Source organism: Rhizobium sp. PAMB 3182, assembly GCF_052908355.1.
Genome location: NZ_CM128607.1, coordinates 1,251,800 through 1,270,220, shown reverse-complemented (window position 1 = coordinate 1,270,220; position 18,421 = coordinate 1,251,800). Strand labels below are relative to the sequence as shown.

Annotated in this window: 18 protein-coding genes; 15 read left to right on the top strand and 3 right to left on the bottom strand. The window is 63.7% G+C overall.

Annotated features, from left to right (window positions below; all coding sequences use genetic code 11):
• Positions 1-47: 47 nt before the first annotated feature.
• The 6 genes from ACU5AZ_RS06400 (at position 48) to ACU5AZ_RS06375 (ending at position 6,366) form a co-directional block, all read left to right on the top strand.
• Positions 48-476 (top strand): YeeE/YedE family protein, encoded by a 429-nt coding sequence (locus tag ACU5AZ_RS06400; RefSeq protein ID WP_446825186.1) that lies wholly within the window; start codon positions 48-50, stop codon positions 474-476.
• On the top strand, positions 476-934 hold the full coding sequence (locus ACU5AZ_RS06395) for a DUF6691 family protein (RefSeq protein ID WP_446825185.1): 459 nt from the start codon (positions 476-478) through the stop codon (positions 932-934). The genes ACU5AZ_RS06400 and ACU5AZ_RS06395 overlap by 1 nt, the downstream gene beginning before the upstream one ends.
• 237 nt (positions 935-1,171) lie before the next feature.
• Positions 1,172-4,093, top strand: a complete 2,922-nt coding sequence (gene ileS, locus ACU5AZ_RS06390; RefSeq protein WP_446825184.1) for an isoleucine--tRNA ligase — start codon at positions 1,172-1,174, stop codon at positions 4,091-4,093.
• A gap of 134 nt (positions 4,094-4,227) precedes the next feature.
• Positions 4,228-4,893 carry a hypothetical protein gene (locus ACU5AZ_RS06385; protein WP_446825183.1) on the top strand — a complete coding sequence of 222 codons (666 nt, stop codon included), beginning with the start codon at positions 4,228-4,230 and terminating at the stop codon, positions 4,891-4,893.
• Positions 4,894-4,924: 31 nt separating this feature from the next.
• A complete protein-coding gene (locus ACU5AZ_RS06380; protein ID WP_446825182.1) occupies positions 4,925-5,404 on the top strand; it encodes an N-acetyltransferase family protein in 480 nt (159 codons plus the stop codon).
• Positions 5,405-5,526: 122 nt separating this feature from the next.
• Positions 5,527-6,366, top strand: coding sequence for a GGDEF domain-containing protein (locus tag ACU5AZ_RS06375; protein WP_446825181.1), 840 nt, complete (start codon positions 5,527-5,529; stop codon positions 6,364-6,366).
• Here ACU5AZ_RS06375 and ACU5AZ_RS06370 read toward each other — a convergent pair.
• Positions 6,304-6,732 (bottom strand): nucleoside deaminase, encoded by a 429-nt coding sequence (locus ACU5AZ_RS06370; RefSeq protein ID WP_446825938.1) that lies wholly within the window; start codon positions 6,730-6,732, stop codon positions 6,304-6,306. The two genes, ACU5AZ_RS06375 and ACU5AZ_RS06370, sit on opposite strands and share 63 nt — an antisense overlap.
• A 160-nt stretch (positions 6,733-6,892) precedes the next feature.
• Between ACU5AZ_RS06370 and ACU5AZ_RS06365 the strand changes: the two genes are divergently transcribed.
• The 3 genes from ACU5AZ_RS06365 to ACU5AZ_RS06355 are packed head-to-tail and all read left to right on the top strand — an operon-like array spanning position 6,893 to position 9,873.
• Entirely contained in the window at positions 6,893-8,467 is a 1,575-nt protein-coding gene (locus ACU5AZ_RS06365; RefSeq protein ID WP_446825180.1) for a pseudouridine synthase, read from the top strand.
• A complete protein-coding gene (gene rsmD, locus ACU5AZ_RS06360) occupies positions 8,448-9,008 on the top strand; it encodes a 16S rRNA (guanine(966)-N(2))-methyltransferase RsmD (protein WP_446825179.1) in 561 nt (186 codons plus the stop codon). The genes ACU5AZ_RS06365 and rsmD overlap by 20 nt, the downstream gene beginning before the upstream one ends.
• Positions 9,009-9,015: 7 nt before the next feature.
• Positions 9,016-9,873 carry a patatin-like phospholipase family protein gene (locus ACU5AZ_RS06355; protein WP_446825178.1) on the top strand — a complete coding sequence of 286 codons (858 nt, stop codon included), beginning with the start codon at positions 9,016-9,018 and terminating at the stop codon, positions 9,871-9,873.
• 77 nt (positions 9,874-9,950) lie between these two features.
• Here the strand turns inward: ACU5AZ_RS06355 and ACU5AZ_RS06350 are convergent, their stop codons facing one another.
• Positions 9,951-10,820, bottom strand: a complete 870-nt coding sequence (locus ACU5AZ_RS06350; protein ID WP_446825177.1) for an NAD(P)-dependent oxidoreductase — start codon at positions 10,818-10,820, stop codon at positions 9,951-9,953.
• Between the two features lie 99 nt (positions 10,821-10,919).
• Between ACU5AZ_RS06350 and ACU5AZ_RS06345 the strand changes: the two genes are divergently transcribed.
• The gene (locus tag ACU5AZ_RS06345) at positions 10,920-11,708 is read left to right on the top strand and encodes a helix-turn-helix transcriptional regulator (protein WP_446825176.1); all 789 of its coding nucleotides are present in this window, start codon (positions 10,920-10,922) and stop codon (positions 11,706-11,708) included.
• A gap of 60 nt (positions 11,709-11,768) precedes the next feature.
• Here the strand turns inward: ACU5AZ_RS06345 and ACU5AZ_RS06340 are convergent, their stop codons facing one another.
• Positions 11,769-13,547 (bottom strand): monovalent cation:proton antiporter-2 (CPA2) family protein, encoded by a 1,779-nt coding sequence (locus ACU5AZ_RS06340; RefSeq protein WP_446825175.1) that lies wholly within the window; start codon positions 13,545-13,547, stop codon positions 11,769-11,771.
• 125 nt (positions 13,548-13,672) lie between these two features.
• Between ACU5AZ_RS06340 and ACU5AZ_RS06335 the strand changes: the two genes are divergently transcribed.
• The 5 genes from ACU5AZ_RS06335 to ACU5AZ_RS06315 all read left to right on the top strand — a co-directional run bounded on the left by ACU5AZ_RS06335 (position 13,673) and on the right by ACU5AZ_RS06315 (position 18,407).
• Complete coding sequence (locus ACU5AZ_RS06335) at positions 13,673-15,019, top strand: TldD/PmbA family protein (protein ID WP_446825174.1); 1,347 nt, start codon at positions 13,673-13,675, stop codon at positions 15,017-15,019.
• An 8-nt stretch (positions 15,020-15,027) separates the two neighbouring features.
• Entirely contained in the window at positions 15,028-15,828 is an 801-nt protein-coding gene (locus ACU5AZ_RS06330) for a 3'(2'),5'-bisphosphate nucleotidase CysQ (protein ID WP_446825173.1), read from the top strand.
• 64 nt (positions 15,829-15,892) lie between these two features.
• Positions 15,893-16,132 carry a DUF4170 domain-containing protein gene (locus ACU5AZ_RS06325; RefSeq protein ID WP_446825172.1) on the top strand — a complete coding sequence of 80 codons (240 nt, stop codon included), beginning with the start codon at positions 15,893-15,895 and terminating at the stop codon, positions 16,130-16,132.
• Between the two features lie 224 nt (positions 16,133-16,356).
• Complete coding sequence (waaA, locus tag ACU5AZ_RS06320) at positions 16,357-17,667, top strand: lipid IV(A) 3-deoxy-D-manno-octulosonic acid transferase (protein WP_446825171.1); 1,311 nt, start codon at positions 16,357-16,359, stop codon at positions 17,665-17,667.
• Positions 17,668-17,693: 26 nt separating this feature from the next.
• Positions 17,694-18,407, top strand: coding sequence for an HAD family hydrolase (locus ACU5AZ_RS06315; RefSeq protein WP_446825170.1), 714 nt, complete (start codon positions 17,694-17,696; stop codon positions 18,405-18,407).
• The last annotated feature ends 14 nt before the right edge of the window (positions 18,408-18,421 follow it).

The following is an 18,421-nucleotide window of genomic DNA, read 5'->3' as shown; positions in this document are numbered from 1 at the left end:
TCGCCACGCTCGCATGAGCCTCAATTTGCCCCGAACGGATCGCCTCTTTGACTGACTTTACACCGCTTGCCTCCTTCGCCGGAGGTCTTCTGATCGGCCTTGCCGCCGTCCTGCTCATGGCCTCCTGGGGTCGCATCGCCGGCATGACGGCGATCGTCGGCGGACTGCTACCGCCCTTCGACAAGGACTGGGCGTGGAAAGCCGCGTTCCTCGCCGGCGCGATCGGATTGCCGCTGGTCGTCAAGCTTGCCGGTGGCGTCATCGAATACAGCGTGCCGGTTTCGACGACGACGCTCATTATCGGCGGCCTGATCACCGGCATCGGCGTTACCTTCGGGTCCGGCTGCACATCGGGGCACGGCATCTGCGGCATCGCCCGTTTTTCGCGCCGCTCGATTGCCGCGACGGCAACCTTCATGGCATTCGCCTTCCTGACGGTGTTCATTCTCCGGCATGTTCTCGCGGGAGGCATCTGATGCGCTATCCCGTCGCTTTCCTCGCCGGTGCCCTGTTCGGCCTTGGCATCATTTTTTCCGGCATGGCCAACCCGTCGAAGGTGCTCAATTTCTTCGACCTCGCCGGCACCTTCGACCCGAGCCTCGTCTTCGTCATGGCGGGCGCCCTGTCGGTTGCCATTCCAGGCTATGCGCTGATCTTCCGCAAGGCACGAAAGCCGCTCTACGATGAGACGTTCCGGCTTCCGAAGGCGACGGCGATCGATGCCCGGCTGATCGGCGGCTCGGCCGTCTTCGGCATCGGCTGGGGCATTGCCGGCTTCTGCCCCGGCGCCTCCATTCCGGCGATCGGCCTCGGTCATCCCTCCGCACTTGTCTTCGTCGCGGCACTTCTTGCCGGCATGTGGATCGCCCGCATCATCGGCAAGGCCGACTTCTTTTCCAACCGCTCCGGCGGCGAGGCGGGCGGCAGGGCATAATTCCGCCGCTCCCTCTTTCCATTTGCGGCAAAAACGCCTAAACAACCGCCGCTATGACTGTAATCCGGTTGATGATCATTTCCCGAATTATTGGCCCGGCCTTCTGAGGCGCTCGCCGGAGCGGCCCGAAGGTCCGGGATTTCGGCGCTGGAGAAAAGCCGCGCCACCGTGAATTTCCTTGAGAGTTACCTATATCCGGGCGGCTGACATGCAGCGCCCCCAGCCAATGGCGAAACCATGAGCGATACCGCAGAAAAAGTCGACTATTCCTCCACCCTCTATCTGCCCAAGACCGATTTTCCGATGCGCGGCGGCCTGCCGCAGAAGGAACCGGAAATCGTCGAGCGCTGGCAGAAGATGGGCCTCTACAAGAAGCTGCGTGCCTCGGCCGCCGGCCGCGAGAAGTTCGTCCTCCACGACGGCCCGCCCTATGCCAACGGCAACATCCATATCGGCCACGCGCTGAACAAGATCCTGAAGGACGTCATCACCCGCTCGTTCCAGATGCGCGGCTATGATTCCAACTACGTGCCCGGCTGGGACTGCCACGGCCTGCCGATCGAATGGAAGATCGAGGAAGCCTACCGCGCCAAGGGCAAGAACAAGGATGAGGTCGAGATCAACGAATTCCGCAAGGAATGCCGCGAATTCGCGCAGAACTGGATCGACGTCCAGACCGCCGAGTTCAAGCGCCTCGGCATCGAAGGCGACTTCGAGACGCCCTACACGACGATGGCCTTCCATTCCGAAGCCCGCATCGCCGGCGAGCTTCTGAAGATCGCCAAGGCCGGACAGCTCTACCGTGGCTCCAAGCCGGTCATGTGGTCGGTCGTCGAGCGCACGGCGCTCGCCGAAGCCGAAGTGGAATACCACGAGGTCGAGAGCGACACGATCTGGGTGAAGTTCCCGGTTTGGTTCGTTGAAGTCGAGCGAGACACCGGAAAGTCTGACCTCCTTGATGCCTACGTGGTCATCTGGACGACAACGCCTTGGACCATCCCCGGCAACCGCGCGATCTCCTTCTCGTCGCGCTTCGCCTATGGCCTCTATGAAGTCACGGAAGCGACCAACGACTTCGGTCCGCAGCCGGGCGAAAAGCTGATCTTCGCCAAGCGTCTCGCGGATGACTGCGCCGCCAAGGCCAAGGTCACGCTGAAGCTTGTGCGCGACATTGAAGGCGCGGAACTCTCGGCCATCACCTGCGCCCATCCGCTGGCCGATCTCGGCTACACCTTCCCGGTGCCGTTGCTCGACGGCGATCATGTCACCGACGATGCCGGTACGGGCTTCGTGCACACCGCGCCCGGCCACGGCCGTGAGGACTTTGACGCCTGGATGGATGCTGCCCGCGAGCTGGAAGCACGTGGTATCTCGACCAAGATCCCCTTCACGGTCGCCGATGACGGCTTCTATACCGAGGATGCGCCGGGCTTCGGCCCCTCTGCAGAAGGTGGTGCGGCCCGCGTCATGGACGACAACGGCAAGAAGGGCGACGCCAACAAGCGTGTCATCGAGGCGCTGATCGCTGCGAACCATCTCTTCGCCCGCGGCCGTATCAAGCATGACTATCCGCATTCCTGGCGCTCCAAGAAGCCGGTCATCTTCCGCAACACGCCGCAATGGTTCGTCTACATGGACAAGGAACTCGGCGACGGTACGACGCTGCGCTCGCGCGCGCTGTCGGCGATCGACGCCACCCGCTTCGTGCCGGCGTCGGGCCAGAACCGCCTGCGCGGCATGATCGAGCAGCGCCCGGACTGGGTTCTGTCGCGCCAGCGCGCCTGGGGCGTTCCGATCGCCGTCTTCGCGGACGACAAGGGCAACGTCCTCGTCGATGAAGAGGTCAACGCCCGCATCCTCGACGCCTTCGAGAAGGAAGGCGCCGATGCCTGGTTTGCGCCGGGCGCCAAGGAGCGTTTCCTCGGCAATGGCCATGACGCCGACACGTGGACGCAGGTCATGGACATCCTCGACGTCTGGTTCGATTCAGGCTCCACCCACAGCTTCGTGCTGGAAGATCGTCCGGACCTGAAATGGCCGGCCGACGTCTATCTCGAAGGTTCCGACCAGCATCGCGGCTGGTTCCATTCGTCGCTGCTGGAAGGCTGCGCGACGCGCGGCCGTGCGCCTTATAACGCCGTCGTCACCCATGGCTTCACCATGGCGGAAGACGGCCGCAAGATGTCAAAGTCGCTCGGCAACCAGGTGTTCCCGCAGGACGTCATGTCCCAGTCTGGCGCCGATATCCTGCGCCTGTGGGTGATGAACACCGACTACTGGGAAGACCAGCGTCTCGGCAAGACGATCATCCAGACCAACATCGACAGCTACCGCAAGATCCGCAACACGATCCGCTGGATGCTCGGCACGCTGGCACATGACACCGGCGAGGAGATCGCGCTCTCCGACATGCCGGAACTTGAGCGCCTGATGCTGCACCGTCTGGCCGAACTCGATAAGATCGTTCGCACCGGCTATGACGAGTTCGACTTCAAGCGCGTCGTGCGCTCGCTGACGGACTTCGCCAACATCGAACTGTCGGCCTTCTACTTCGACGTCCGCAAGGATGCGCTCTACTGCGACGCGCCGTCGTCGATGAAGCGCCGCTCGGCGCTCTTCGTCATCCGCAAGCTCTTCGATTGCCTCGTCACGTGGCTGGCGCCGATGCTCGCCTTCACCATGGAAGAGGCGTGGCTGGCGCGCGATCCGAACGCCGAATCGGTCCATCTCGAACAGTTCCCGGATGTGCCGGCGGACTGGAAGAACGATGCGCTCGCCGCCAAGTGGAAGAAGATCCGCGATGTCCGCTACGTCGTCACCGGCGCGCTGGAAGTCGAACGTCGCGAAAAGCGGATCGGGTCTTCGCTGGAAGCCGCGCCGATCGTCCATGTCGCCGATCCGGAGCTTCTGAAGGCGCTGGAAGGCCAGGATTTCGCCGAAATCTGCATCACCTCCGACATCAAGGTTGTGGATGGCGAAGGCCCGGCCGACGCCTTCCGCCTGCCGGAAGTCGCGAAGGTCTCAGTGGTGCCCGCGCTTGCAGAGGGCCGCAAATGCGCGCGTTCGTGGAAAATCACCAGGGATGTCGGTTCCGATCCGGCCTATCCGGACGTTTCCGCACGCGATGCAGCCGCTCTGAGGGAATTGGCCGAAGGCTGAGTAACAACAACCGGATGAATTGCGCGAATGCTTTTCATCCGTTAAAACGCTGCCTGAAATTGGTCGGATTTAGCACCTAAGAGGCGCAGACTGGCTGTTTGAGAGGGTCCGAACAGCGGGCTGGAAGGATTTGCATGGTAATGTCGCATCGGTTTCGCGTAGGCGCTGGTATAGCAGCGGCGCTGGTTGCCAGTGTCATGGCCACGGGGTGCGTCGGCAGTCCGACTTATGGAACCGGCAAGACCTCCGCCGAGCAGCTGGTTGACGATCTGGGAAGTTCAGTGTCGTTGAGCAACAAGGAAGCGAAGGAAAAGCAGAAGATCGCTCTGGCCAACGCCCAGCCGCGTCCGACGCTTGTCGTTCCCTCCAACCCCGAACAGGCAACCCTGGTACCGCCGGAGCAGAGCCTCGCTTCGAAGAGCAACCCGGCCTGGGTTGAATCTCCGGAAGAGACCCGTGCCCGCCTGCTCGAGGAGGCGACGGCCAATCAGGACAGCTCGACATATCGCTCGCCGCTTGCCGCGTCTTCCGGGACCGCCAAGCAGCTCTCCGAGAAGGAGCAGCAGCAGGCCTACCGCGAGGCACGCAAGCTGCAGAAGGGCGCCTATCTGGATCAGCGCCGCTACCTCAGCGATCCGCCGGACAAGTTTCGCACGGTCCAGGATCCGGCCGTGCTGGCTGATGTAGGCGAGCCCGAGAGGATCAAGGAAAAGCGCCGCAAGAAGGAAGCAGTCGCAGAGCGGCAGCGTCCCTGGACCTGCTCGCTGCCGTGGAATTCCGACAAGCAAGAATGCCAATAATGCTGTCGTCAATCGCCCGGAGGCCTTCGGCATGGCTTTGACCATCCGCCGCGCCGAGCCTGCGGACATCCATGTCATCCTGCGTTTCATCGTCGAGCTTGCCACCTACGAGATGGCCGAGCACGAGGTCGAGGCAACCGAGGAAAGCCTGTCGCAATCCATTTTCGGCGACGGTTCGGTCACGAGGGCGGCGATCTGCGAGGACGATGGCGCGCCCGTCGGCTTTGCGGTCTGGTTCTACAACTATTCCACATGGCAGGCGAAGAAGGGGCTCTATCTCGAGGACCTCTATGTCTCGCCGTCGTATCGCGGCCAGGGTGCGGGCAAGCTCCTGTTGAAGTATCTCGCCCGGACCGCCGTCGAGGAGGACTGCGGCCGCTTCGAATGGAGCGTGCTCACCTGGAACGAGCCGGCCATCCGCGTCTACGAATCCATGGGCGCCGAACCCCAGAGCGAATGGATGCGCTACCGGCTCGCCGGCGATGCGCTGAAGACCTTCGCATCCGGCTGAAACCGGACACGCTTCATAAACCTTCTCCGTCTGGCGGAGTGAGGCTTTTCCATTTCGTAAACACATTGGCGCTATGCCCGGTCTGGTTGAATTCATGATTCCAGATTGAGGAGGGCGCGGGCATGGTGGCCATCGTTGCAAAAGCATCGATTGCGGCCGTCCTTTCGGTTCTCGCATCGCTCGCAATCTGTTTCGTTGCCGTGCCGCTCATGGGTGGACGCGTCGACGGCAACGGCTTGATCATGGCGATCGTCTGCCCGCTGCTGATCGCGTGGCCGGTCAGCGCCTTCCAGTTCTCCCAGCAGGCACGGCTTCGGCGGATGCGCAACGAATTGCGGATTGCCCATGCCGACCTGAAGCAGGCCCATCGTGATCTCTACGAACGATCGCGCATCGACCAGATGACCGGCGCGATGAACCGGGAGACCTTCTTCGCCACGGTTGATGCCCGCTCCCGCTCCGGAGGACCGGAAAGCCTCGTCTATATCGACGTCGACCACTTCAAGAGCATCAACGACACTTATGGCCATCACGCCGGCGACGAGGCGTTGCGACGGATTGCCACCGCAATCCGCACCGTTCTCGACGAGGAAGCCCTGTGGGGACGGATTGGCGGTGAAGAGTTCGCGGTCTTCCTGCCGCGCATCGGCCATGCCGCCGCCTGTCGGACAGCGGAAGACATTCGTGCGTCGGTCGAAAAGCTCTCTCTCGCGCTTGATGATGCCGCCGTGTCGCTGACGGTCAGCATCGGCCTCGTCACCGTGTCCGAGCGCTTCGATATAGCCCACGCCGCCCGTGAGGCCGACAAGCGCCTCTATCGCGCCAAGCGTGCCGGCCGCAATTGCATCATTGCCGACCTGGACGATACGGTGGCCGCAGACGTCGCGGCATCAAGCGCCTCAGCGCTTGCCGGCAAAGAAGTCACGCAGGATGTCGGCCGCCCGGCGCTCGTCGATCCCTGAATAGACCTCCGGTGCATGATGGCAGGTCGGCTGGCTGTAGAAGCGCCCGCCATGGTCCACGCCGCCACCCTTCGGATCCTCGGCGCCGTAATAGAGCCTGCGGATGCGGGCAAAGGAAATGGCCGCCGCACACATGGCGCAGGGCTCCAGCGTGACATAGAGGTCGGCATCCGTCAGCCGCTCCTGTCCGAGCTTCGCGGAGGCCTCGCGGATGGCCAGGATTTCGGCGTGCGCCGTCACATCGTTGAGTTCGCGCGTGCGGTTGCCGGCGCGTGCGACGATCTCGCCGTCGACGACGACGACCGCGCCGATCGGCACTTCGCCGCGTTCGCCTGCGGCCCGCGCCTCCTCAAGCGCCTCTTCCATATGGCGAATTGTACCGATCACCCGATATTTCCTCTTAACCGCGCGGCTCCGAACTGCTAGGAGAGCCGCAAAGAACAGGCACTGCCGCGCCCCTGTCGGTTGCGTGTGCGGGCAGTGTGCCGGACCGTTTGGCGCGGAACCGCAACAAGGCAAACAACATATGGCATTCAATGACAAGCCCAGGCGCCCCGGTTCGAAACCGGCGGGCGCAAAATCCACCGGTCCGAAGCGGCCGTTCAAGAGCGGTCCGAAAGACGGCGGCAAGCCCTTTGCCGCCAAGTCCGACGAGAAGCGCGCACCGCGTCGCGAGCCCCGCGATGTCAAGCCGGTGATCAAGCCGCAGGCGACCTCCGAGGTGAGCCTCAATGCCGAGCAGGAGCCGGAGCGCATTTCCAAGCTTCTGGCGCGTGCCGGCATCGCATCGCGCCGCGACATCGAGCGCATGATCCTCGACGGCCGCATCAAGCTCAACGGCGAAGTGCTGACCACGCCGGCCGTCAACGTGACTTTCGCCGACAAGATCGAGGTCGACGACGAACAGATCCGCGGCATCGAGCGCACCCGGCTCTGGCTCTATCACAAGCCGGCCGGCCTGGTGACCACCAACTCCGATCCGGAAGGCCGTCCGACGGTGTTCGAGAGCCTGCCGAAGGATTTGCCGCGCGTCATGTCGATCGGCCGCCTCGACATCAACACCGAAGGCCTGCTGCTCCTGACCAATGACGGCGGCCTTGCCCGCACCCTCGAGCTGCCGACCACCGGCTGGCTGCGCCGCTACCGCGTGCGCGCCTACGGCGAGATCGAGCAGGCCGATCTCGACAAGCTGAAGGACGGCATCGCCGTCGACGGCGTGCTCTACGGCTCGATCGACGCGACGCTCGACCGCGTCCAGGGCCACAATGTCTGGATCACCATGGGCCTGCGCGAAGGCAAGAACCGCGAGATCAAGAATGTGCTCGGCGCGCTCGGCCTCGACGTCAACCGGCTGATCCGCATTTCCTATGGTCCGTTCCAGCTCGGCGATCTCGGCGAAGGCAAGGTGATCGAGGTGCGCGGCCGCATGCTGCGCGACCAGCTCGGTCCGCGTCTCATCGAGGACGCCAAGGCCAACTTTGATGCGCCGATCTACACGCAGACCGGCGAAGTCATTGAATCCGACGAAAAGCCGGATCGTGCCCCTAAGGCCGCGGCACCGGCGAAAAGCGCTCCGCCCGAACGCGAGCGCCCGGCCCGCGAGGACCGTTTCCGCGGTGACGAAGGCGATCGCCGCGAGCGCGCACGCGACCGTCTCGACACCAAGAAGCCGGGTGGCTTTTCCAAGGCCGGCGGCTTCGGCAAGCGCGACGACAAGGACGATTTCAAGAAGAAGAAGGCGCCTGCCGCCGGCAAGCGTACCGCCAATGTCTGGATGGCGCCCGGCGCCAAGCCGCTCGGCCCCAAGGCCATAGAAAAGGCCGAGGAGAGAGCCCGCAAGCGCGCCCAGCGCGAAGCCCGTGGCGAGGCACCGTTCCGCGGCCCGGGCAAGCCGCGCTCCGGAAAGCCGGAAGGTGGCAGACCGGACGGCGGACGGCCGGAAGGCGGCAGGCCCGCCTCGGCGCGCGGACCGAAGCGTGACGGCGCATCCGAAGGCCGTGGCGGCCCGAGGGACGGAGCAGGTCGCGGCGGCAAGCCGGACGGTCGCCCGAGCGGCCCTTCGGGAGGAAAGAGGGGCGGCGGTGCGGATCGTCGGCGGTGAATTCCGTGGCCGCTCGCTGGCCACTCCGAAATCCGATGCGATCCGTCCGACCAGCGACCGGACGCGCGAAAGCCTGTTCAACATCCTGGCTCACGCCTATGCCGACGTGCTCGATGGCGGCCGCATCCTCGACATCTTCGCAGGCACCGGCGCCGTCGGCATCGAAGCCCTGTCGCGTGGCTGCCGCAGCGCGCTGTTCATCGAGAACGGCGTCGAAGGCCGCGGCCTGATCTGGGACAATATCGAGGCGTTCGGCCTGCAGGGCCGCGCGCGGATCCTGCGCCGCGACGCCACCCAGATCGGCAAACCGGGCACCATCGAACCCTTCGATTTCATCTTCGCCGACCCGCCCTATGGCAAGGGGCTCGGCGAAAAGGCGCTCACTGGCGCAGGCGAGGGTGGATGGATCAAGCCCGGCGCACTGGTGATCCTGGAAGAACGCGCGGATGTCGATCCGATCCTTCCGGCAACCTTCATGACCGTCGAGACGCGCACCTTCGGCGACACGCGGATGCATTTCTATCGCTACCAGCCGGCGTGAGGCCTGCATGACGGACGCTCCGACCAACAGCTCGACACCGACCGTCGCGGTCGCCTTCGGCGGCGGCGGCGCGCGGGGGCTTGCCCACATCCATGTCATCGAGGCGCTCGACGAACTCGGTATTCGCCCCGTGGCGATTGCCGGCTCATCGATCGGCGCGATCATGGGCGCGGCCATGGCTGCGGGCCTGACGGGTGAGGCGATCCGCGATCATACGCTCGCGACCGTCGGCAAGCCCGGCGAAGTGATGAACCGCATCTGGAGCCTGCGCCCGACCACGATGCGCGACGTGATGAACGGCTTCCGCTTCGGCCAGTACAATCTGGAGCGCATCCTGCGCGCCTTTCTTCCCGGTGAGATTCCGGAGGACTTTTCCGCGCTCACCATTCCGACGACGATCTGCGTCACCGATTATTACGGGCAGAAGGAAGTGGTGCTGTCCGAGGGCGATCTCTTCCAGGCGCTCGCAGCCTCTGCGGCCATCCCCGCCGTGTTCATGCCGGTCACCATCAACGGCCGGGTGATGATCGACGGCGGCATCACCAATCCCGTGCCCTTCGATTATCTGATGGACAAGGCCGACATCGTCATCGGCGTCGACGTGGTCGGCGGACCGGAAGGCGAGGCCGGCCAGATCCCGGCGCGCATCGACAGCCTGTTCGGCGCCAGCCAGCTGATGATGCAGGCGATCATCGCGCTGAAGATCAGCCAGCAGAAGCCGCACATCTTCCTGCGCCCGGCCGTCGGCCGCTTTCACGTTCTCGATTTCATGAAGGCCGGCGAGGTTCTGGAAAGTTCCCGCGCGCTGAAGGACGAGGTGAAGTTCGCGATCGATCGCGAAATCGAGCGGCGCCTGATTTCCTAGACCGGACGTATACCGACAGTAACTACTTCGACAGCGGGGGCCTGCATCGGGAACGTCTCATTGGTCCAATGTCGGGGCTAGGCGGTCATGACGCGTCGGGCTGATTGTCCCAATGCTACGGACCAATCCTGATCTCCGAGGCCAGCGGCATCTGCGCTGGACAGGTTCGCGCGCAATGCGTCCAGAACCTTCGTATGAACGGAGGCGTTTCTGGCGACGGCGGACAAAAGCGCCATGTCCTTCATCGGCAGCGCCAAACCACTTGGCGGAAGGGTAGCCGTTCCGAGGACGGAGGCAGCGTAGTTCCGGTAGACGGGAGACGAAAACAACGTTTCCGTCATCAGCGACATGAATGCTGCGGCGTCGCCGTTGCCTGCGCTGATCAGGCTTGCCGCCTCCGCCATGGATTCGATCGCGGCGCCGATCATGAAGTTCCCGCAGAGCTTTGCCACGCTTGCCTGGCGGGGCTTTTCACCGACCCTCCAGACACGTCCGAAACATTCAAGATAGGGTCGGCCCCGTTCGATGCAGGCGTCATCTCCTGCGACGCAGATGTTTGCCTCACGCCGTTCGACTGCCTCGGGACGACCAAAAAGTGGTGCCGCGAGGTAGCCAACCCCCAGCGAGGCGTGCAGATTTTCGAGCTCTTCCGTAAGATCGGGACTGACGGTGGACAGGCAGATGTGCAGCGAACCGCGGTCGGAGGCTCCTTGAAGCCGTTCTGCGGTGACGACCGAGCGAACCGCCTCGTCGTCGAATAGCACGGAGAGGACAATATCGGCCGCGAATGCGTCGGAAATGTCGGACGCCGGCGTTACGCCGGGCTTGATGAGCCTGTCGATGGCGGCACCTGACCGGTTCCAGATTTTTACGTCTTCGCCCAAAGGCAGTAAGTGCGGGAGGATCGCAGTCCCGATTTTCCCAAGTCCGATCAATGATACTGACATGCGCTATCTCCTTATTGCGAAAACGATAAGGGTTGAATTATCCTGTTGCCATATGACTTTTATACTGTTGCTGAAGTAACAGGTCTTCAGGAGGAGACCATGACGTCATCCCGTCTGACCCGTGTTCCCGAAAGGCGGGAACTGTCGCAATTTGTAAGGTATTGCCGGGAGCAGGCTTCGCCTGAGAAGCTCGGGCTGTCGGTAGGTGGACGCCGGCGGACGGCAGGGCTACGGCGTGAGGAGGTGGCGACCCTGGCCGGGGTCGGGTTGACCTGGTACACCTGGTTCGAACAGGGACGCGACATTCACGTGTCTGACGATTTCCTCGGGCGCTTCGTACGGGGGTTGAAGCTTGATCGTGCCGAGCAGGAGTATCTTTACGCGCTTGCAGGGCGAGATATCAAACCACATGCGGATGGGCGCTCCGATGTTCCCGCCTCTCTTGTCGCGATGATCACCGCTCTCCCAAATCCCGCCTACATCTTGAATCTGCGGTGGGACGTGCTGGAATTCAACAGCGAGGCCGAACGGCTTTTCCCAGCCCTGCGCGAGCGAGATCCGAACATGCTGGGCATCGTGTTCTTTAGCGAAGCCTATCGGCCTCTCGTCCGAGAGTGGGAGCGAGCGGCCCGGCAGATATTTCTCAAAGCCCGGCACGACTACCTCACCGCCGGCAAGGACCCGATCCTTCGCAGCCTCCTCGACAAGGTGATGCAAGAATTCCCCATCGCTCAAGAATGGTGGAAAGACCCGGAGGCCGTGCGGATCGGGGATAGCTCCAAGGAACTGTTTCACCCCGATGCCGGCTGGCAGCGCTATGATCTGAACGTACTCCTCTACGAAGGCCGTTCTGACATTCGTGTTGTCATTTACGGGCTTGACGTCTAGCGCCGGGACGAACTCACACCTGGCTGTTGCCCTTGGGCTGAATCAGCGAGGCGCTTCCAACTAGTCCTCGATCTCTTCGACATGACGCTTGGGCTTCGTCAGCGGTTCCGGGCGTACCGGCCGCGAATGCAGCATGTGCATGCCGGCAGAGATGCCCTCCGCCGCCTGAAGGTCCAGCCGCTCCGCATCGCGCCGCCGGATGTCGTCGCCGATCGCCATCGCCTGTTCCTGGCCGAGACCGAGCCCTTCCAGCGTCTTGCGGCCGAACTTCAGGCCGGATTCGAGCGTTTCGCGGAGCTCGTATTCCACCCCGCGCGCCTTCAGGGACAATGAGTGCACGCGGTCGTAGGAGCGCGCGAAAATGCGCACGTCCGGAAACTCCGACTGGATCAGGTCGATCACTTGATCGGTGGTTTCCTTCTTCTGCGTGCAGACCGCGACGATCTTGGCTTTCTCGATGCCGGCGGAGATCAGCACGTCCTTGCGCTGGCCGTCGCCGAAATAGATGCGGAAGCCGAACCGGGCGGCCTGACGGATGCGCTCGGCGGACGTGTCGAGAACCGTGACCTCGCTGCCGCCGGCGAGCAGCACCTGCGCGGCGATCTGGCCGAAACGCGAGAAGCCGATCATCAGCACGTCGGCGCCCGCGCCCTCGAAATCCTCGTCCATCACCTCGTCCTGCGGCGGCGCGATGAAGCGTCCGGCAAGGCGCACGGTCAGGGGCGTCAGCGCCATGGAAAGGGTGACGACGGCGATCATCGTGGAGGCGATGTTCTCGGAAAAAAGCCCGGCGGCCGCCGCCGTGGTGAACAGCACGAAACCGAATTCGCCGCCCTGCGGCAGCAGCGCGGCGATCTTCACCGCATCCTCGTGCGCGGAGCCGGCAATCCGACAGGTGACATAGAGGATCGCGGCCTTGGCGGCCATCAGCAGCGGCACCGAGACAAGGATCAACAGCCAGTGATCGGCAATGACCTCCAGTTTCAGCGACAGGCCGACGGCGATGAAGAAGATCGCCAGCAGGATACCGCGGAAGGGCTCGATGTCGGCTTCCAGCTCGTGCCGGTAGGAGGATTCGGCCAGCATCAGGCCGGCGAGAAATGCGCCCATGGCCATGGAAAGGCCGGCAAACTGCATGAGCGCCGCCGAACCCAGCACCACGAACAGGGCGGCCGCGATCATCGCCTCGCGCGCGCCGGTGCTGGCGATCGTCTGGAACAGCGGCGTCAGCAGATAGCGGCCGGCCGTGATCAGTCCCCCGACGGCGAGAACGGCGATGCCGAGGCTGACGAGCGCCGGCGTGTGCTCTTCGCCTCCGCCGCTGCCGAATGCCGGGATCAGCGCCAGAAGCGGCACGATGGCGAGGTCCTGCAGGAGGAGGATGGAGAAAGACCTCTGGCCGTATCGGGTATTGGTGTCGCCGTCGTCGTCGAGGATCTGCAGGGCAAAAGCGGTGGACGAAAGCGCGAGACCGAAGCCCGCGATTACCGCGCCCTGCCATCCCGGAAAGCCGCCCCAGATCAGCACTGCGGTGATGACGAGGCCGCTCAGGATCACCTGCGCGGAGCCGAGACCGAAGATGTCGCGCCGCATTTGCCACAGGCGGGAGGGCTTCAGCTCGAGCCCGACGATGAAGAGAAGGAGCACGACGCCGAGTTCGGCGACGGAGAGGATCTGCTCGCCGTCGCTGATGCGCGCGAACACCGGTCCGAGAAGAACACCGGCCGCGAGGTAGCCGAGAACGGTACCGAGCCCTAGTTTCTTGAAAATCGGAGCGGCAAGCGTTGCTCCACCCAACAAAACGATGGTGTCTGTCAGCAAGGCATGTGCGTCGCTCATTGCGGCTCCGGCGGTTGAAACGATAATTATCGTCGCACCCGGCTCCAGTCAGCGGTGGATTGGCGTGGCGACACTTGATGCTTTGTGTACTGCACAATAAATGGAGCGCAAAGGAAAGGTCCACAATGTCCTCAGAAATCAATTCCGAAACACTCCTTGCCCGCGCCTCCGAACTCGTCGACATGGCGCGCCGCGCCGGAGCGGATGCCGCCGACGCCGTCGTCGTCCGCAGCTATGGCCATTCTGTCAGCGTTCGTAACGGCAAGGTGGAAGGCACCAGCGCCGCCGAGAGCGACGACTTCTCGCTGCGTGTCTTCATCGGGCGCAAGGTCGCCAGCGTTTCGGCTAATCCCGGCGCCGACCTCAAGGCGCTTGCCGAACGCGCCGTCGCCATGGCCAGGGTTTCGCCGGAAGATCCCTATGCGGGCCTCGCCGATCCCGCCCGTCTTGCCACCTCCATTCCCGATCTCGATCTTTACGATCCGACCGAGGTCAGCGCCGAGGCTCTGACGGAAGCGGCGCTGGCCGCAGAAGCGGCGGTTCTGTCCGTGGAGGGCGTCACCAATTCCCCGGGCGCATCGGCGTCCGCCGGTATGGGTGGCCTCGTGCTGGTGACCTCGGACGGCTTTTCCGGCAGCTACATGGGCTCGCGCTACTCGCGCTCCGCCAGCGCGATCGCCGGCGAGGGCACGGCGATGGAACGCGACTATGATTTCGACAGCCGGCTGTTCTTCGCCGAACTCGAAGATGCAGGCGAGATCGGCCGACGCGCCGGCGAGCGGGCGGTGCGCCGGCTCAATCCGCGCCAGGTGGATACCGGCTCCAACCTCACGGTCGTCTTCGATCCGCGTATTGCCCGCGGTTTCGTCGGTCATATCGCCGGCGCGATCAACGGTGCATCGGTTGCCCGCAAGACGAGCTTCCTGCGCGACCGCATGGGACAGCAGGTATTGAAGGCCGGCCTCAACATCACCGACGATCCGATGATCGTCCGCGGACCGGCCTCGCGCCCCTTCGATGGCGAGGGGGTGAAGGGCGAGAAGATGACGATGATCGAGGACGGAGTGCTGAAGCACTGGTTCCTGTCGTCCTCGGCCGCCCGCGAGCTGGGGCTGGAGACCAATGGCCGTGGCGCACGCGGCGGCACCAGCGTCTCTCCGACATCGACCAACCTGGCGCTGGAACCGGGCGACATCAGTCCGGAGGACCTGATCCGCTCGGTCGGAAACGGTTTCTACGTGACGGAACTGATCGGGCAGGGCGTCAACATGATCTCCGGCGAGTACAGCCGCGGCGCCACCGGCTTCTGGATCGAGAACGGCGAACTGACCTTCCCGGTGTCGGAAGTCACCATCGCCTCCAACCTCAAGGACATGTTCATGCGGCTGACGCCTGCAAACGACATCGACCGCAAGTTCGGCACCGCCGCGCCGACGATCGCGATCGAAGGCATGACGCTGGCCGGGCGTTGAAGGTGTTGATGGAACAGGTGACTTCGGAAAACTGGCAGCAGGATATCGACCTCATCGTCGAGGCCGCCCGCGAGGCGGGGGACGTCGCGCAGTCCTTCTGGGGCCAGTCCCCGGAGGTCTGGTGGAAGAACGGCGGTGTTTCGCCCGTCAGTGCTGCCGATTACGCCGCCAACGAGGTGCTGGAGGCACGGCTTCGTCCCGCACGTCCGAGCTATGGCTGGCTTTCGGAGGAATCGGAGGACGATCCGGCGCGGCTTGCCGCCAGCACGCTCTTCGTCGTCGATCCGATCGACGGCACCCGGGCGTTCCTTGCCGGCCGGCGCACCTGGTGCGTCAGCGTGGCAGTCGTCCATCACGGCCGACCCGTCGCGGGTGTCCTCTATGCACCGGCCTTCGGTGAGACTTTTGTCGCCGGGCCTTCCGGGCCGGCGACATTGAACGGCTCGCCGATCACGGTGGATGCCAGCCGTCCGGGCGGGCCGGTACGCTTCGCCACCGGCTCGGAAATGCTCGCCCGCCTTGCCGATGATTTTGCAGCCGGCGTCGAGCGCGTCGATCACGTTCCGTCGCTTGCCTACCGGCTGGCGATGATCGCCGCCGGGCGGATAGACGGTACGCTGGTCATGAGGAGTTCGCACGACTGGGATCTGGCCGCAGCCGATCTGATATTGGAGAGGGCCGGCGGACGGCTGGTGACGCTTGAGGGTGAGCCGGTCCGCTACAACGGGGCCAGCGTCAGCCACGGCGAGCTCTACGCCGCCTCCGATTGGCTGTTGCCCAAGCTCTTGTCGAGCATTCGTCGCAGTTGACCTTTCGGGCGAAATCCCTCACAGGGATGCCAGGGGAGGCGTTTAACCAGGGAAAGGGCCGGATATGGCAGAAACGGAAAACAAAAAGCAGCTCCTGCATCTCGTCTTCGGTGGCGAGCTCGACAACCTTCAGGAGGTTCAGTTCCGCAATCTCGACGACCTCGACATCGTCGGAATCTTCCCGGATTACGCCACCGCGTTGACCGCCTGGAAGGCCAAGGCGCAGGCGACCGTCGACAACGCCCATATGCGCTATTTCATCGTGCACATGCACCGTCTTCTCGACCCGGCGTCGCCCAAGTGATCAAATCCGGCGCTTCGCCGATTTTTTCAGGGGTTTGATGTCAATTGCGTGTTGCATTGGAACGGAATTTGCCGGACCGTACCGCTCAGCAATTTTTGAGCGACTTCATTTGACCGTAATCATAATTAAAGTCATCTGACCAATTCCAAGAACCCGTTTCTAAGGTAGCATGCGTTGAAAAGGGCATTTGCATTCATTCCGACGACAGTCCGGAGCCTTGGCCCATGACGGCGCTTCTTGCTCGGCTTTTCTTGTCGGCCTACCAATGGGCGGGTTCGGCCGCCTATCCGGTGATGGGTCCCTATCTTTCCTACCGCGCCCGCAAGGGCAAGGAAGACGCTGCCCGCCGCAACGAGCGCTTCGGTTTTGCCAGCGCGCCCCGGCCGCAGGGACCGCTGGTCTGGTGTCACGCGGCCAGCGTCGGCGAAACCCTGGCGATCATCCCGCTGATCCGGGAACTGCGCCGCCGCGACATTCACGTGGTGCTGACGTCGGGTACGACGACATCCGCGGCACTGATCGCGAGCCGGCTGAAGGATGAGGTCATCCATCAATACGTGCCTCTTGACATGAAGCCGGCCGTGCGCCGCTTCCTCGACTACTGGCATCCTGACGCGGCACTCGTCGCCGAATCCGAGATCTGGCCGGTGATCTGCACGGAGCTCAAGCGCCGTCAGATCCCGCAGATCCTCATCAATGCCCGCATCTCCGACCGCTCGTTCGATCGCTGGAGACGACGCCCGGCGATTGCCGAACTCTTGTTCGAGGGCATCTCGCTGGCAATCGCGCAGTCTGACATCGACGCCGAGCGCTATCATGACTTGGGCGTCCAGAACGTCATCGTTTCCGGCAATCTCAAGGTCGATACCGATGCGCCGCCGGTCAACCAGCAGCTGTTCGAGACCTACAGCGCCCAGATCGGCGACCGGAAGACCTGGGCGGCGATCTCCACCTTCGAAGGCGAGGAAGCCGCCGCCGCCGACGTGCATCTGGCCATTCGTGCGAGAAACAACCAGCTGTCGATCATCGTGCCCCGCCATCCGGACCGCGCCGATGCCGTCGAAGCCATGCTGGTGGGCAAGGGCCTGACGGTCGCCCGCCGCAGCCGCAACGATGTGATCACGCCGCAGACCGACATTTTTCTCGGCGACACGATCGGCGAGATGGGGCTCTATCTTCGCCTCACGCAGGTCACTTTCGTCGGTCGCTCGCTCTATGCGGAAGGCGGCCAGAACCCGCTTGAGCCGGCCATGCTCGGCAGTGCGGTGCTCTCTGGCGCGCATGTGCAGAATTTCCGCGACGCCTACCAGAGATTGGTCAAGGCCGGCGGAGCCCGCCTCGTCCGTGATACCGAGATGCTCACGAAGGCGGTCAACTATCTCTTGAACAATGAGCCGGCGCGCCAGAAGATGATCGAGGCCGGACACGAGACGGTGCAGCGCATGCGCGGCGCCTTGCCGGCGACGATCAAGGGGCTGACACCCTATATCACGCCGCTCGCCGTTCAGGCCCGGCTGATGCCGCGCGCCAGCTGATCGTCTCGCATGCCCGGGGAGGGGTGATGAAGGATATTGCCGGAATTCTGTTCGACAAGGACGGCACGCTGCTCGACTACGACCAGAGCTGGCTGCCGGTCAATCGCGAGCTCGCCCGCATCGCCTCGCGCGATGACGCCGCGCTTGCCGATCGCCTGCTGCTCGCCTGTGGCATGGACCCGGTGACCGGGGCGATCGTGCCGGACAGCCTGCTCGCCGCCGGCAATACGCACGAGATCACGGAAGGCCTGATCGCCGCCGGCTCGCCGGTCCCGGCAGAGGAACTCATCAGCAAGCTGGACGCACTGTTTGCCGACGCCACCGCCTTCTCGGTCCCCGTCACGGATCTCGCCGCCTTCTTTGCGGAACTGCATGGCCGCGGCCTCAAGCTCGGCATCGCCTCCAGCGACAACGAGCGCTCCATCCGCAATCTGACGGAGCGTTTCGGTTTTGCCCGTCACGTCGACTATATCGCCGGCTACGACAGCGGCTTCGGCTGCAAGCCGGCGCCGGGCATGCTGCTCGGCTTCTGCGAGGCGATGGGCATTGCGCCCGCCAATGTGGCGATGGTTGGCGACAACAATCACGACATGCTGATGGGCATCAATGCCGGCGCCGGCATGAAGATCGGCGTGCTGACCGGCACCGGATCGCGCGACAGCCTGTCTGCCGCCGCCGATTTCTGCCTTGCGAGCATCGTCGACATTCTCGAGCTGCTGCCGGCAAAACAGCCGGCCTGAAGGGTCGTTTGCAG

Bases quoted from the DNA above. Each gene is read 5' to 3' on its own strand.
- ACU5AZ_RS06350 (WP_446825177.1), bottom strand. From the start codon at position 10,820: ATGTCAGTATCATTGATCGGACTTGGGAAAATCGGGACTGCGATCCTC.
- ileS (WP_446825184.1), top strand. From the start codon at position 1,172: ATGAGCGATACCGCAGAAAAAGTCGACTATTCCTCCACCCTCTATCTG.
- ACU5AZ_RS06355 (WP_446825178.1), top strand. From the start codon at position 9,016: ATGACGGACGCTCCGACCAACAGCTCGACACCGACCGTCGCGGTCGCC.
- ACU5AZ_RS06340 (WP_446825175.1), bottom strand. From the start codon at position 13,547: ATGAGCGACGCACATGCCTTGCTGACAGACACCATCGTTTTGTTGGGT.
- ACU5AZ_RS06395 (WP_446825185.1), top strand. From the start codon at position 476: ATGCGCTATCCCGTCGCTTTCCTCGCCGGTGCCCTGTTCGGCCTTGGC.
- ACU5AZ_RS06345 (WP_446825176.1), top strand. From the start codon at position 10,920: ATGACGTCATCCCGTCTGACCCGTGTTCCCGAAAGGCGGGAACTGTCG.
- ACU5AZ_RS06385 (WP_446825183.1), top strand. From the start codon at position 4,228: ATGGTAATGTCGCATCGGTTTCGCGTAGGCGCTGGTATAGCAGCGGCG.
- ACU5AZ_RS06365 (WP_446825180.1), top strand. From the start codon at position 6,893: ATGGCATTCAATGACAAGCCCAGGCGCCCCGGTTCGAAACCGGCGGGC.
- ACU5AZ_RS06315 (WP_446825170.1), top strand. From the start codon at position 17,694: ATGAAGGATATTGCCGGAATTCTGTTCGACAAGGACGGCACGCTGCTC.
- ACU5AZ_RS06335 (WP_446825174.1), top strand. From the start codon at position 13,673: ATGTCCTCAGAAATCAATTCCGAAACACTCCTTGCCCGCGCCTCCGAA.
- waaA (WP_446825171.1), top strand. From the start codon at position 16,357: ATGACGGCGCTTCTTGCTCGGCTTTTCTTGTCGGCCTACCAATGGGCG.
- ACU5AZ_RS06325 (WP_446825172.1), top strand. From the start codon at position 15,893: ATGGCAGAAACGGAAAACAAAAAGCAGCTCCTGCATCTCGTCTTCGGT.
- ACU5AZ_RS06370 (WP_446825938.1), bottom strand. From the start codon at position 6,732: ATGGAAGAGGCGCTTGAGGAGGCGCGGGCCGCAGGCGAACGCGGCGAA.
- ACU5AZ_RS06380 (WP_446825182.1), top strand. From the start codon at position 4,925: ATGGCTTTGACCATCCGCCGCGCCGAGCCTGCGGACATCCATGTCATC.
- ACU5AZ_RS06375 (WP_446825181.1), top strand. From the start codon at position 5,527: ATGGTGGCCATCGTTGCAAAAGCATCGATTGCGGCCGTCCTTTCGGTT.
- ACU5AZ_RS06330 (WP_446825173.1), top strand. From the start codon at position 15,028: ATGGAACAGGTGACTTCGGAAAACTGGCAGCAGGATATCGACCTCATC.